Source organism: Streptomyces lanatus, assembly GCF_014655715.1.
Classification (GTDB): Bacteria; Actinomycetota; Actinomycetes; order Streptomycetales; family Streptomycetaceae; genus Streptomyces; species Streptomyces lanatus.
Map to the genome: position 1 here is coordinate 129,621 of NZ_BNBM01000016.1, position 13,234 is coordinate 142,854.

Below are 13,234 nucleotides of genomic sequence, written 5' to 3' on the forward strand. Positions count from 1 at the left end.
CGGCGATATGTGCGGCTCTGTCGCACGGGCGCGCGCGGCTGCGCACCGTCCGCGGCGAACATACGACCGTTTCCTCCCCCGACCGATGCTGCTCACCCCCCAAGGGCATGGCAGGCTTGGGGCATGGCCCCGCAGATCAACCCCAGCATCCTGTCCGCCGACTTCGCCCGCCTCGCGGACGAGGCGAAGGCGGTCGAGGGAGCCGACTTCCTCCACGTCGACGTCATGGACAACCATTTCGTCCCGAACCTCACGCTCGGCGTGCCGGTCGTAGAGTCTCTGGCCCGTGCGACGGACACTCCGCTGGACTGCCATCTGATGATCGAGGCTCCCGATCGGTGGGCGCCCCAGTACGTGGAAGCGGGGGCCTCCTCCGTCACCTTCCATGTCGAGGCCGCCGCGGCACCGGTGCGGCTCGCCCGCGAGATCAGGGCCAAGGGCGCCCGAGCCTCCATGGCGCTCAAGCCCGCCACACCGATCGAACCGTACGAGGATCTGCTGCCCGAGCTCGACATGCTGCTGATCATGACGGTCGAGCCGGGCTTCGGTGGTCAGGCGTTTCTCGACATCATGCTTCCGAAGATTCGCCGTACCCGCGAGTTGATCAGCAAGCACGGCCTCGACCTGTGGCTCCAGGTCGACGGCGGTGTGTCGGCCTCGACGATCGAGCGGTGCGCGGAGGCGGGCGCGGACGTCTTCGTCGCCGGGTCGGCGGTCTACGGGGCGGACGACCCCGCCGAAGCGGTCCGTGCGCTGCGCGCTCAGGCGGAAAGAGTGACGAAGTCCGCCGCCTGGGCATGCGACCACTGAGCCAAGGGAACGTGAACGGCGCCCATCAGGGCGGATCAAGAGCGCCGGATCTGCAAGGATGAACGGCGAATCCAGAATGTGAACAGCAGTGAGGAGATCGCCGTGTCGGGTATGTCGGCGGGCCGGTCAGCCATGCGGATGGGACCCGCTGAGCTGGTGCAGGCGGCGGCCATGGCCCGCCGCTTCTACCTCGAGGGCAAATCCAAGATCCAGATCGCCGAGGAGTTCGGCGTCAGCCGCTTCAAGGTGGCCCGGGTCCTGGAGACCGCTCTCGAACGGGATCTGGTGCGCATCGAGATCCGGGTGCCGGCCGAGTTGGACGCCGACCGCTCGGACGCGCTGCGCGCCCGCTACGGCCTCAGGCACGCCGTCGTGGTCGAGGCCCCGGTCGAGGTCGAGGAGTCTCCCGACCCGGAGAACCTGGGAGAGGTGGCCGCCGATCTGCTCGGCGAACTGGTGAACGAAGGGGATGTGCTGGGGCTGGCCTGGGGCCGGTCCACCATTCACATGGCCGCGGCCCTCGACCGGCTGCCGCCGTGCACGGTCGTGCAGTTGACGGGTGTCTACGACGCCGGCACCGCCGAGCGCGGCTCGGTGGAAGCCGTACGGCGGGCCGCGCAGGTCTCCGGCGGCGACGCGCACCCCATCTACGCGCCGATGCTGCTGCCGGACGCGGCCACCGCGGCGGCACTGCGCCACCAGACCGGGATCGCGCGGGCCTTCGAGTACTTCGACAAGGTCACCGTCGCCTGTGTCTCCATCGGCTCCTGGGAGCCCGGCATCTCGACGGTGCACGACATGCTCAGCGACGAGGAGCGGGCCCACTACGCCTCGCTCGGCGTCGCCGCCGAGATGTCCGCGCACCTCTTCGACTCCGACGGACGCCGGGTCGGCCGGGACCTGGGGGAGCGGTGCATCACCGTCAAGGCGGACCAGCTGCGCCGTATCCCGGAGGTCGTCGCGATCGCGGGCGGACAGCGCAAGGCGGCCGCGATCGACGCGGTGCTGCGCTCCGGGCTCGTCACCAGCCTGGTGACGGACACCTCGGCCGCCGACTATCTGATGACGGCGGGCCCGACGCCGAAGCCCGCGCTCAACAGGGCCGATCCGGATGGGGTCTGACGGTCTTTCAGAAGGGGGCGGCTCCCGTGGCCGCCCCCTTCTCCATCTCTTCATCGACGATCGCTACGGGGTGGTACAGGATGACGGAGCTCGTGGTCACGCTCGACCTCGACGGGGTCACGGACAAGGCGGGCCTGATGGACCGCTGCGCCCGAGATCTGCGGCTGCCCGACTGGTTCGGGCGCAACTGGGACGCGCTGGCCGACTCCCTCTCCGACCGCACGGTGTGGCCGGAAGGCGCCGTCGAGCAAGGCATGCGGGTCGTCGTACGGAACTGGCGGCCGTATGCGAAGGCGCGGCCCGACGAGTGGCGGATCGCCGAGGAGATCTTCTCCGAGGCGGTGGACCGCAGGTCGGAGCTCTCCGTGCTGCTCGCCCTTGGAGGATCCTCCTAGAGGGCCTCTGACCTGCTTGGACGATATGACCGTGCATCGCATTCCGGTCAGCATGGGACAATGAAGTACGTGCTCTTCCCCCTGGCTGACCTGTCCGGGGGCCACCTCTGATCGACTGGGATGTGCAGCACGTGCGTTTCCTCAATGACATCCAGCCCCCGTACGACCTGACGTACGACGACGTCTTCATGGTCCCGAGCCGCAGCGCGGTCGGCTCACGTCAGGGCGTGGACCTCAGCTCCCCGGACGGCACGGGCACCACGATCCCGCTGGTCGTCGCCAACATGACCGCCATCGCCGGCCGCCGTATGGCCGAGACGATGGCCCGGCGCGGCGGCCTGGTCGTCATCCCGCAGGACATCCCGATCGACGTCATCACCGAGGTCGTCAGCTGGGTGAAGAGCCGCCACCACGTCCTCGACACCCCGATCGTGCTGGCCCCGCACCAGACCGTCGCCGACGCGCTGGCCCTGCTGCCCAAGCGCGCCCACAACGCCGGTGTGGTCGTCGACGAGAACCACCGGCCGATCGGCGTGGTCACCGACGAGGACCTGTCCGGTGTGGACCGCTTCACCCAGCTCGAAGTGGTCATGTCCCGTGACCTGCTGCTCCTCGACGCCGACATCGACCCGCGCGAGGCCTTCAACACCCTCGACCACCACAACCGGCGCTACGCCCCGGCCGTCGACTCCGAGGGCCGCCTCGCCGGCATCCTGACCCGCAAGGGCGCCCTGCGCGCCACGCTGTACACGCCGGCCGTCGACGCGCAGGGCAAGCTGCGCATAGCGGCCGCCGTCGGTATCAACGGCGATGTGGCGGGCAAGGCCAAGCAGCTGCTCGACGCGGGCGTCGACACCCTCGTCATCGACACGGCGCACGGCCACCAGGAGTCGATGATCGCCGCGATCCGGACCGTGCGGGCGCTCGACCCGCGGGTGCCGATCGTCGCGGGCAACATCGTCGCCGCGGAGGGTGTGCGGGATCTGATCGAGGCCGGCGCCGACATCATCAAGGTCGGTGTCGGACCCGGCGCGATGTGCACCACCCGCATGATGACCGGCGTCGGCCGGCCGCAGTTCTCGGCGGTGCTGGAGTGCGCGGCCGAGGCGAAGAAGTACGGCAAGCATGTCTGGGCCGACGGTGGCGTCCGGCACCCGCGTGACGTCGCCATGGCGCTCGCGGCCGGTGCGTCCAACGTCATGGTCGGCTCCTGGTTCGCGGGCACCTACGAGTCGCCGGGCGACCTCCAGCAGGACTCCAGTGGGCGGCTGTACAAGGAGTCGTTCGGCATGGCGTCCGCGCGGGCCGTGGCCAACCGTACGTCGGACGAGTCGTCGTACGACCGCGCCCGCAAGGCGCTCTTCGAGGAGGGCATCTCCACCTCCCGCATGTTCCTCGACCCGGCACGCCCCGGCGTGGAGGACCTGATCGACTCGATCATCGCGGGCGTCCGGTCGTCCTGCACCTACGCGGGCGCCGGCTCCCTGGAGGAGTTCGCCGAGAAGGCGGTCGTCGGCATCCAGAGCGCCGCGGGCTACGCGGAGGGGAAGCCGCTGCACGCCAGCTGGAGCTGACGCACTGTCAACGCCGGTTCGCCGAAGGGGGCGGGGGCGGGTGTATGCGGGCGGCTGCGGATCGTCTGTGACCAGCCCCCGCACCCGCCCCTGCAACGGTCGAAAGCCGTCGTGCAACGAACACTCATCCAGCCCCCATGAACGCAATGATCTTGCGGGCATGCGCAAGGTTGCTGCATTTCACCAGCAACGTCACTCCTCGTAGGCTGTCGCCTCGTACGTGGCGTGGCAGGGACCCCGCTCGGTGGGTTCCTGCTGTCGCAGGGTGCCGCCGGTCCCTGTCGCCCTCACAGGCAGCGACGAAGGAGTCAGCGCGTGCTCGACCAAGGCGCACCCCCGCAGAACCGCCCCCAGACAGGCCCACCGTCCCCGGGCGTCGGCGCGCGCCTCATGCGTCGCAAGCCCGTGGAACACCTGGTCGCGGAGGGTGGCCAGGGCGAGGGAGGGTCCCTGCGGCGCTCCCTCGGCCTGTGGCAGCTCACCATGATCAGCATCGGTGCCACCCTCGGCACCGGCATCTTCGTCGTCCTCGGCGACGCCGTCCCGGAGGCCGGTCCCGCGGTCACCCTGGCCTTCGTGATCGCCGGTCTCACGGCGCTCTTCTCGGCCCTCTCCTACGCCGAGCTGGCGGGCAGCATCCCGGTCGCGGGCTCCTCGTACTCGTATGCGTACGCAACGATGGGCGAGCTGGTCGCCTGGGTCTGCGGCTGGTGTCTGGTGCTGGAGTACGGCGTCTCGGTGGCCGCCGTCGCCGTCGGCTGGGGCGAGTACCTCAACGAGCTGCTCGACGGGACGATAGGCGTCACCATCCCGTCCGTGCTGTCCTCCGCGCCCGGCGAGGGCGGGATCATCAACCTGCCCGCGCTGATCGTCGTCATGCTGGCGATGGTGTTCCTGCTCGGCGGCGTCCGTGAGTCCGCCCGCGCCAACACGATCATGGTCGCCGTCAAGATCGTCGCGCTGGTGCTGTTCTGCGCGGTCGGCTTCATGGGCTTCAAGTCCGGCAACTACGAGGACTTCATGCCGCTCGGCATGGCCGGTGTGAGCGCCGCGGGTGCCACCCTCTTCTTCTCCTACATCGGCTTCGACGCCGCCTCTACCGCCGGTGAGGAGGCCAAGAACCCCAAGAAGGACCTGCCGCGCGCGATCATGCTCTCGCTGATCATCGTGACCACGCTGTACGTCCTCGTCGCTGGCGTCGCCGTCGGCGCCTGGAACTGGACCAAGTTCGAGGGCTCCGAGGCCTCCCTCGCCGCGATCATGAACGACGTCAGCGGCCAGTCCTACTGGGGCACGCTCCTCGCCCTCGGCGCCGTCATCTCCATCGCGAGCGTCGTCCTGACCGTGCTCTACGGCCAGACCCGCATCCTCTTCGCCATGTCCCGGGACGGCCTGGTGCCCAAGGCGCTCGGCAAGGTCCACGCGAAGACCGGCGCGCCCCGCCTCAACACCGTCATCGTGTCCGTGTTCTGCGGCGCCCTCGCGGCCCTCATCCCGCTGGGCAAGCTCGTCGACGCCACCAGCATCGGCACGCTGTTCGCCTTCGCGCTGGTCAACATCGCGGTGATCGTGCTGCGCGTGAAGCGGCCGGAGCTCGAGCGCACGTTCAGGGTGCCGTTCGGGCCGGTGCTGCCGGTGCTGGGCTTCCTGTTCTGCGCGTACAACATGTTCAGCCTCGACACCGTCACCTGGGTGGTCTTCGGGTGCTGGATGGCCGCCGGTCTCGTGTTCTACTTCCTGTACGGCTATCGCCGTTCCCGTCTTGCCACGCCAGAAGTGAAGTGAACCACCCGCAGTGCTGAACGATCTCGACGAACGCATCGTGCACGCCCTCGCCGAGGACGCCCGCCGCTCCTACGCGGACATCGGGCAACTCGTCGGCCTGTCCGCGCCCGCCGTGAAACGGCGCGTGGACCGGCTGCGCGCCACCGGAGCCATCACCGGGTTCACCGTACGGGTGGATCCCTCCGCCCTCGGGTGGGAGACCGAAGGGTTCGTCGAGATCTACTGCCGGCACAACACCTCGCCGGAGACGATTCGGCGGGGGCTCGAGCGGTATCAGGAGGTTGTGGCCGCGTCGACCGTCACCGGTGAGGCGGATGCGGTGGTGCAGGTCTTCGCCTCTGACATGCGGCATTTCGAGCGGGTGCTTGAGCGGATCGCCGGGGAGCCGTTCGTGGAGCGGACGAAGTCCGTGCTGGTGCTTTCGCCTTTGTTGCGGCGGTTCTCTTCTGGGTCGCCTACGTAGTCTTTCGGCTGCGGCTGGGTGGGGGCTTGTCGCGCAGTTCCCCGCGCCCCTGGACGGCGTTCTTGCGGACCTTCTTCAGCATGTGCCGGACGACCAGTGCATGGGCGCCGGTACCGATGACGAGCCCTCGGTAGACGGTGCCCGCCCGGCCCGGGAACCTCGCCCTTGTCTCCGCCCGAAGACGAGTGCGGCCCCGGGGCGTCTTGTCCAGGTGGAAGAGCAGGGCGTACGTCGAGAACGGATGGCGGCCCACGTAGGCCAGCTCCTTGCCAGGGATCGACACCGCCACGCGGAAGCCCCGGGAGCCGGTCATCAAGGCGCCAAGTTCGTGCCAGACGGCGTCGGTGTTCGCCTCGACGAGCGTCGTGTGTTCGTCGACGAACGGCAGGGCCGGGATCTCGGTGGCGTCCATGGGGGAAGTCTCGCCCGGCCGTCCGTGCCGTGGCCTCCTCCGGCAGGTGGAGGCCGATAGCCGTTCGGGGGAGGGGCTCAGTCCGCCGTCTTGCGGGCCAGGGCGTTGTTGTCGATCGAGTTGTGCACGCTGAAGCTCACCGCGTCCGAGCGGTAGCGGTCGTCCGACCACTCCACGGGGCGGCCCTCGCGCGTCGTCGTCACGCGTCGTACCCGCAGGAGGGGGCTGGTGCGGCGGATGCCGAGCAACTCGGCGTCCTGGGCGCCGGCTGACACCGCGTCGATGACGTGCTCGCCGTAGGCGAAGACCAACCCCGTGTCGTCGTACAGGCGTTGGGTGACGGACGGGCACTCGGGCTCTATCGCCTCGACGGCCGGGGAGATCCAGTCCGCGTAGACCGTGCGCTCCAGGAGCACCGGTTCGCCGTCCAGGCCGCGCACCCGCAGTACGTGCAACACCGGGGTACCGGCGGTCAGTTGGAGGCGTATCGCGTCCTCCTTCGTCGCCGGGCGGTACTCCTGGGTGACCACGTGGCCGGTCGCCTCCCGGCCCATCGCGTTCGCCCACTGGGCGAAGCTGCGCAGTTCGGCGAAGCTCTGGCTGCGGCGGCTGGCCAGCACGACGCGGCGGGCGCCCTGGCGCGAGCCGATGAGGCCCTCGGCGGTCAGGGTGGCGACGGCCTGACGGACCGTGCCGCGTGAGACGCCGTAGTGGGCCGCGAGGTCGGTCTCGGCCGGCAGCAGGGAGCCGACCGTGTACTCCTCGCGGTCGATCGCCCGGCGCAGCTCGTCGGCGATCTCCTCGTGTCGCGCCGTCATGCTTCCCCTCTGAGTCGGTTGCTGTGCACAGCGTGACCAGCCTAATCGAGACCGTCCAGTGATCCGTGTCGTGGGGAGTGTGCAGAAATTCAGGGCTGAGGCTTTCGCCAGTGTTAACCGACGTGTCACCATCGGCGGGCCTACTGGGGCCAACTTGTTCAGACAAGTTCGAGATCTTTCCTGGGCAAGATCCTCCTGCACCCTCGCGCGTCCCCTGGAGAAACCGTGTCCGTTTCCGTGCCGAGAAACGCCGCCCTCGGCGGTGCCCTCGCCGTTGTCGCCGCGCTCGCCCTGAGCGCCTGTGGCGCCGCCCCCGACAACGCGTCCACCACCGCCGAAGGCAAGAACGCCGCCACCGCCACCTCCGCCGCCGACCTCGGCGGCATGGACAAGCTGGTCGAGGCGGCCAAGAAGGAGGGCAAGCTCAACGCGATCGCCCTGCCGCGTGACTGGGCCAACTACGGCGCCCTCATCGACGGCTTCCAGAAGAAGTACGGCATCAAGGTCGAGGTCGACAATCCGGACGGGTCCAGCCAGGAGGAGATCAGCGCGGTCACCACGCTGAAGGGCCAGGACCGTGCGCCCGACGTGCTGGACCTCGGGCAGTCGTTCGCGCTGAGCGGGGCCCAGCAGGGACTGTTCGCCAGCTACAAGGTGGTGTCGTTCGGCGACATTCCGGCGGCGCAGAAGGACGCGCAGGCCCGTTGGTACAACGACTACGGCGGCTACATCTCCATCGGCTGTGACGCGAAGCGCGTCAAGAAGTGCCCGGCCACCTTCAAGGATCTGCTGAAGCCGCAGTACAAGAGCCAGGTCGCGCTCAACGGCAATCCCACCAAGTCGGGTTCGGCCTTCGCCGGGGTGTGGGCGGCGGCCCTGGCGAACGGCGGCTCGTTCGACGACCTGCAGCCCGGCATCGACTTCTTCGCCGAACTGAAGAAGAACGGCAACTTCACGCCGGTCGAGTCGACCCCGGCCACCGTCGAGAAGGGCGAGACGCCCATCACCATCGACTGGGACTACCTGAACGCCGGATACGCGGAGGAGTTCAAGTCCAAGGGCCTGGACTGGAAGGTCGCCGTCCCCGCCGACGGCAAGTTCTCCCAGTACTACTCGCAGGCCATCAACAAGGACGCCCCGCATCCGGCGGCCGCCCGGCTCTGGCAGGAGTACCTCTACAGCGCCGAGGGCCAGAACCTCTGGCTCAAGGGGTACGCCCGCCCGGCCCTCATGCCCGCCATGGAGAAGGCCGGCACCCTCGACAAGACCGCCGCGGCCAAGCTGCCCGAGGTCTCGGGCACGGCGGCCTTCCCGACCGAGGCCCAGCAGGGCAAGGCCAAGGAAGTCCTCGGCGCCGGCTGGGGCAAGGCTGTCTCCGGATGACGGCCGATACCGATGCGACGGATGCCGGGGCGGCCGCGACCGATGTGACCGAGCCCGGCGCGACCCCGACCGCGACCGACACGACCGTCACCCCCGCCACCTCCGCGCACCCCGGCCCCGACGCCGCCGCGCCCGCCGCCCGCTCCGGGCGGCGGCGCCGCGTCGGGGGCGGGCTCGCCGTCGTCCCGCTGCTCGCCTTCGTGGCGCTCGCCTTCGGGATCCCCGCCCTGGCCATGCTGGACGGCGCCTTCACCGTCAAGGACCCGGTCACGGGGGCCAGTTCGTACGGGGTGGCCAATGTGACCGCCTCGGTGCAGGGCGCGTATCTCACTGCCCTGATCGGCAGCGTGAAGCTCTCCGCCTTCTCCGCGGCGATCGGCGTGGTGTGCGGGCTGCTTCTCGCGCAGGCCGTGGTGACTTCACGCTCCCGCGTGCTGCGTGAGGCCGTGCTCACCGCCTCCGGGGTGCTCGCCAACTTCGGCGGCGTCCCGCTGGCCTTCGCCTTCGTCGCCACGCTCGGCAACTCGGGCTTCCTCACCCGTCGCCTGGACCTGACCGACAAGGGCTGGAGCCTCTACAGCTTCTCCGGGCTGACGCTGGCGTATCTGTACTTCCTGATCCCGCTGATGGTCCTCACCATCACCCCGGCGCTCGAAGGACTGCGGACCCAGTGGCGTGAGGCCGCCCGGAACAACGGCGCCACCAACGCCCAGTACTGGCGGCATGTCGCGCTGCCCGTGCTCGCCCCCTCGCTGCTCGGCGGCTTCGTGCTGCTCTTCGGCAGCGCGTTCGCCGCGTACGCCACCGCGGCCGCCATGGTCGGCAGCTCGATCCCGCTGGTCACCCTGCAGATCGCCGACGCCCTCGCCGGCAACGTCCTGGTCGGCCAGGAGAACGTCGCGCTGGCCCTGAGCCTGGACATGGTCCTGGTGGCGGGCCTCGTGATGGCCGTGTACCTGCCCCTGCAACGACGGAGTGCCCGATGGCTCGCCTGACCGGTCGCGGCTTCGGGAAGGTCCGCCCCGGGCGCGGTGTCGTCCTGCTGTGCGCCGCGGTCTACTTCCTGCTGCCGCTCGCCGCTTCCGTGATCTTCACGGTCGACGTACCGGGCCAGGGGGTGAACTTCGACGTCTACGAGCAGATCCTCGGCGCCGAAGGCTTCGTCTCCAGCCTGCTGCTCTCCCTCGAACTGGCCGCCGCCACCATCGCGTTGGTCCTGCTGCTGATGGTGCCCGCGATGGTCGCCCTGCGCCTCGGTGCGCGGCGGCTGCGCCCGGTCGTGGAGATCGTCTGTGCGCTGCCGCTGGTCCTGCCGCCGATCGCCTTCGTCGCGGGCATCGCCACGGTGCTGAAGTGGGGGCCCGAGTACTTCTCGACCACCCCGCTGTTCCAGACCTTCGTGGCCGTCCAGAACCCCGACTTCCCCGTCGTACTCGTCCTCGCCTACACCGTGATGGCGCTGCCGTTCGTGTACCGGGCGCTGGACGCCGGCCTGCGGTCGATCGACGTACCCACCCTGGTGGAGGCGGCCCGCAACTGCGGCGCCGGCTGGGCGCAGGCGCTGGTCCGGGCGGTGCTGCCCAACCTGCGCGGGGCCCTGCTGAACGCCTCGTTCCTCACGCTGGCACTGGTGCTCGGCGAGTTCACCGTCGCCCAGATCCTGAAGTTCCGGCCCTTCGCCGTCTGGATCGTCGGCATCGGCGGCTCAGAGGCGCAGATGTCCGTGGCGGTGTCCGTCCTCAGCCTGTTCGTGACCTGGCTGCTGCTCCTCGCCATCGCCGCCGCCGGCGGGCGCACACCCTCCCCGACCACCACCGAGAAGTGATCCGAGCCCAGAGGTGACCCGGAAGATGACACTCACAGCACCCCAGCCGAAGGCCGCCGCCGTCGATACGGCCGCCACGGTCGAGTTCCGGGGCCTGCGCCGCGCCTTCGGCGACACCGTCGCCCTCGACGGCCTCGACCTCGCCGTACGGCCCGGTGAACTCCTCGCCCTCCTCGGCCCGTCCGGCTGCGGCAAGACCACGGCCCTGCGCATGCTCGCCGGGTTCGAGCATCCCGACTCCGGCGAGGTGCTGGTGGACGGCGAGGACGTCACCCGGGTCCCGGCGCACCGCCGCGACGCCGGCATGGTCTTCCAGTCGTACAGCCTGTTCCCGCACCTCAGCGCGCTCGACAACGTCGCCTTCGGGCTGCGCATGCGCAAGGTGCGCACCGGCGAACGGCGCGCCCGTGCCGCCGAGTTGCTGGAGCTGGTCGGTCTCGCCGACAAGGGCGAGCGGTACCCGCACCAGCTCTCCGGCGGTCAGCAGCAGCGCATCGCCCTGGCCCGCGCGCTCGCCCTGCGCCCACGCGTCCTGCTGCTCGACGAGCCGCTGTCGGCGCTCGACGCCAAGGTCCGCCTGACCCTCCGCGAGGAGATCCGACGGCTCCAGCAGGAGCTCGGCATCACCACCCTGTTCGTCACCCACGACCAGGAGGAGGCCCTGTCCATGGCCGACCGGGTCGCCGTCATGCGCTCCGGACGCCTCGAACAGTGCGCCGGGCCCGCCGAGTTGTACGGCCGCCCCGCCACGGCCTTCGTCGCCGAGTTCGTCGGCACGATGAGCCGGATCCCGGGCACGCTCGTCGACGGCGGTGTCGAGGTGCTCGGCCGACGGCTGCCCGTCGACGGCGACGCGCCCTCGGTGTCCGAGGTCGACGTACTGGTACGGCCGGAGGCCGTGGCCGTGCGCGCCGACGACGCATCCGACGCGCGCGTGGTCGCCACCGCGTTCCTCGGCGCCACCACCCGGCTGACCGTACGGCTCGCCGACGGCACCGAGGTCAAGGCCGACCTGCCCGCCCGCGAGACGGCCGCGCTCGGCGCGGGCGCCGCGGTGAGCGTGTCGCTGCCGGAGCGGCCGGTGCTGGTGGCCGAACGCCGACACTGACTCTCGTACGACCCACTGATCCACCCCACGCCACGCAAGAAAGAGACCACCGTGACTCGACTCCCGCTCCAAGCCGTCCTGTTCGACATGGACGGCACGCTCGTCGACACCGAGCGACTGTGGTGGGAGGCGGTGGAGCAGGTCGCGGGCCGTGCTCTGACGGAGGCGGACGAGGGGGAGGTGCTCGGCCGGGCCGTCGAGCACACCGCCGACTGGCTGGCCACGGCCATGGGCGCGTCGGCCGCCGACCTCGCCGACACGCTCCACCGCGAGTTCGCCGACCGCGTCCGCGCCGGCATCGTCCCCCGCCCCGGCGCGCTCGACCTGCTCGACGCGCTGGCCCGCGAGGGCGTCCCCACGGCTCTGGTGACCGCGTCCCCGAGAGCCGTCGCCGACACCGTCCTGGCGGCTCTGGGCGGCGCGAGCCGGTTCGCCGTCTCCGTCACCGCCGACGACACCGAGCACACCAAGCCCGCCCCCGACCCGTATCTGGCCGCCTGCCGGGTCCTGGGCGTCGACCCGTCCGGCTGTGTGGCCGTCGAGGACACCGAGACCGGCGTCGCCTCCGCCGAGGCGGCCGGGTGCACGGTGCTCGCGGTGCCCTCGCTCGCCCCGATCGAGCCGGCGCCCGGACGGACCGTGCTCGACAGCCTGGAGGGCGTCACCCCACAGCTGCTGCGCACCCTGCTGCCGTACCGCCTCCGCGTCATGAGCTGGAACCTCTGGTACGGCGGCACCAAGGTCCACGACCATCTGGCCAAGCAGCTCAAGGTCATCGCCGAGACCGGCGTCGACGTGGTCGGCCTCCAGGAGACGTACGGCACCGCCGCGGAGGAGCTTGCCGCGGCTCTCGGCTGGTACCACCACCGGGCGGGGGAGAACCTCGGCGTCATCAGCCGATACCCGATCACGGCCCGCTTCGGGGACCCGGACGTCGGGTTCTACGGGGCGGCCGGTGTGCGGGTCCGTGTGCACGAGGGCGTCGAGGTCGACGTATGGACGGTCCATCTGGACTACAAGCAGTACGGGCCCTATGAGATCGATGGTGATCCGGCGGCCCACGAGGACGTGCGCCTCGCCCAGATGCGGGACGCCCTGAGCGGTATCGAGGAAACAGCCGTTCTCGTCGGCGACTTCAACAGCCCCTCCCACCTGGACTGGCCGGACGTCGATTGGCCGGTGACCAAGGCCGCCGAGGAGGCCGGCCTGCGCGACTCCTACCGTGAGGCCCACCCGGACCCGGCCACCCACCCGGGCCACACCTGGTCGCCGATCCACTCCCTGCACGAGGACGGCAGCGGACGCCCCGAGCCCCAGGACCGGATCGACTACGTGCTGCACAGGGGGCTGCGCGTGGTCGACTCCGAGACCTATGTGAGTGGCGACCCGCGCCCCTGGCCGGATGTCGAGCACAACGACTGGCCCTCCGACCACGCGGCCGTGATCACCACATTTTCGCTACGCGTATGAGCCGGATCCGCCTACCATCGGTGACATGACCTGGCGACATTGATCCACCAGCCGTGCCTCCCGAGGGCC

General features: G+C 70.2%; 13 protein-coding genes. 11 read left to right on the forward strand and 2 right to left on the reverse strand.

The window, feature by feature from the left end; translation table 11 throughout:
- Positions 1 to 123 precede the first annotated feature (123 nt).
- From rpe to IE325_RS33930, 6 genes are all read left to right on the forward strand, one after another.
- Positions 124 to 810 carry a ribulose-phosphate 3-epimerase gene (gene rpe, locus IE325_RS33905; RefSeq protein WP_190073949.1) on the forward strand — a complete coding sequence of 229 codons (687 nt, stop codon included), beginning with the start codon at positions 124 to 126 and terminating at the stop codon, positions 808 to 810.
- A 78-nt stretch (positions 811 to 888) separates the two neighbouring features.
- Positions 889 to 1,932: a sugar-binding transcriptional regulator gene (locus IE325_RS33910; RefSeq protein ID WP_190073950.1), complete on the forward strand. Its 1,044-nt coding sequence runs from the start codon at positions 889 to 891 to the stop codon at positions 1,930 to 1,932.
- Positions 1,933 to 2,012: 80 nt separating this feature from the next.
- Positions 2,013 to 2,327: a barstar family protein gene (locus tag IE325_RS33915; protein ID WP_190073951.1), complete on the forward strand. Its 315-nt coding sequence runs from the start codon at positions 2,013 to 2,015 to the stop codon at positions 2,325 to 2,327.
- Between the two features lie 131 nt (positions 2,328 to 2,458).
- Entirely contained in the window at positions 2,459 to 3,901 is a 1,443-nt protein-coding gene (locus IE325_RS33920; protein ID WP_190073952.1) for a GuaB1 family IMP dehydrogenase-related protein, read from the forward strand.
- Positions 3,902 to 4,216: 315 nt separating this feature from the next.
- Complete coding sequence (locus tag IE325_RS33925; protein ID WP_190073953.1) at positions 4,217 to 5,686, forward strand: amino acid permease; 1,470 nt, start codon at positions 4,217 to 4,219, stop codon at positions 5,684 to 5,686.
- Between the two features lie 10 nt (positions 5,687 to 5,696).
- Positions 5,697 to 6,149 carry an Lrp/AsnC family transcriptional regulator gene (locus IE325_RS33930; RefSeq protein WP_030947984.1) on the forward strand — a complete coding sequence of 151 codons (453 nt, stop codon included), beginning with the start codon at positions 5,697 to 5,699 and terminating at the stop codon, positions 6,147 to 6,149.
- Here the strand turns inward: IE325_RS33930 and IE325_RS33935 are convergent.
- Positions 6,142 to 6,561 carry a hypothetical protein gene (locus IE325_RS33935; protein WP_190073954.1) on the reverse strand — a complete coding sequence of 140 codons (420 nt, stop codon included), beginning with the start codon at positions 6,559 to 6,561 and terminating at the stop codon, positions 6,142 to 6,144. The two genes, IE325_RS33930 and IE325_RS33935, sit on opposite strands and share 8 nt — an antisense overlap.
- 77 nt (positions 6,562 to 6,638) lie before the next feature.
- Positions 6,639 to 7,379 (reverse strand): GntR family transcriptional regulator, encoded by a 741-nt coding sequence (locus IE325_RS33940; RefSeq protein WP_190073955.1) that lies wholly within the window; start codon positions 7,377 to 7,379, stop codon positions 6,639 to 6,641.
- Positions 7,380 to 7,604: 225 nt separating this feature from the next.
- On the opposite strand from IE325_RS33940, the gene IE325_RS33945 reads away from it, so the two are divergent.
- The 5 genes from IE325_RS33945 to IE325_RS33965 are packed head-to-tail and all read left to right on the forward strand — an operon-like array spanning position 7,605 to position 13,165.
- Positions 7,605 to 8,762, forward strand: coding sequence for an ABC transporter substrate-binding protein (locus IE325_RS33945; protein WP_190073956.1), 1,158 nt, complete (start codon positions 7,605 to 7,607; stop codon positions 8,760 to 8,762).
- Entirely contained in the window at positions 8,759 to 9,757 is a 999-nt protein-coding gene (locus tag IE325_RS33950; RefSeq protein ID WP_190073957.1) for an ABC transporter permease, read from the forward strand. Before IE325_RS33945 ends, IE325_RS33950 begins: the two co-directional genes overlap by 4 nt.
- The gene (locus IE325_RS33955) at positions 9,745 to 10,587 is read left to right on the forward strand and encodes an ABC transporter permease (RefSeq protein WP_190073958.1); all 843 of its coding nucleotides are present in this window, start codon (positions 9,745 to 9,747) and stop codon (positions 10,585 to 10,587) included. Before IE325_RS33950 ends, IE325_RS33955 begins: the two co-directional genes overlap by 13 nt.
- 25 nt (positions 10,588 to 10,612) lie before the next feature.
- Positions 10,613 to 11,695 (forward strand): ABC transporter ATP-binding protein, encoded by a 1,083-nt coding sequence (locus tag IE325_RS33960; protein ID WP_190073959.1) that lies wholly within the window; start codon positions 10,613 to 10,615, stop codon positions 11,693 to 11,695.
- A 51-nt stretch (positions 11,696 to 11,746) separates the two neighbouring features.
- Positions 11,747 to 13,165: an HAD-IA family hydrolase gene (locus IE325_RS33965; RefSeq protein WP_190073960.1), complete on the forward strand. Its 1,419-nt coding sequence runs from the start codon at positions 11,747 to 11,749 to the stop codon at positions 13,163 to 13,165.
- Positions 13,166 to 13,234 lie beyond the last annotated feature (69 nt).

Excerpts from the sequence above, each read along its gene's own strand:
- rpe (WP_190073949.1), top strand. The coding sequence starts at position 124 with ATGGCCCCGCAGATCAACCCCAGCATCCTGTCCGCCGACTTCGCCCGC.
- IE325_RS33915 (WP_190073951.1), top strand. The coding sequence starts at position 2,013 with ATGACGGAGCTCGTGGTCACGCTCGACCTCGACGGGGTCACGGACAAG.
- IE325_RS33935 (WP_190073954.1), bottom strand. The coding sequence starts at position 6,561 with ATGGACGCCACCGAGATCCCGGCCCTGCCGTTCGTCGACGAACACACG.
- IE325_RS33940 (WP_190073955.1), bottom strand. The coding sequence starts at position 7,379 with ATGACGGCGCGACACGAGGAGATCGCCGACGAGCTGCGCCGGGCGATC.
- IE325_RS33950 (WP_190073957.1), top strand. The coding sequence starts at position 8,759 with ATGACGGCCGATACCGATGCGACGGATGCCGGGGCGGCCGCGACCGAT.
- IE325_RS33955 (WP_190073958.1), top strand. The coding sequence starts at position 9,745 with ATGGCTCGCCTGACCGGTCGCGGCTTCGGGAAGGTCCGCCCCGGGCGC.
- IE325_RS33960 (WP_190073959.1), top strand. The coding sequence starts at position 10,613 with ATGACACTCACAGCACCCCAGCCGAAGGCCGCCGCCGTCGATACGGCC.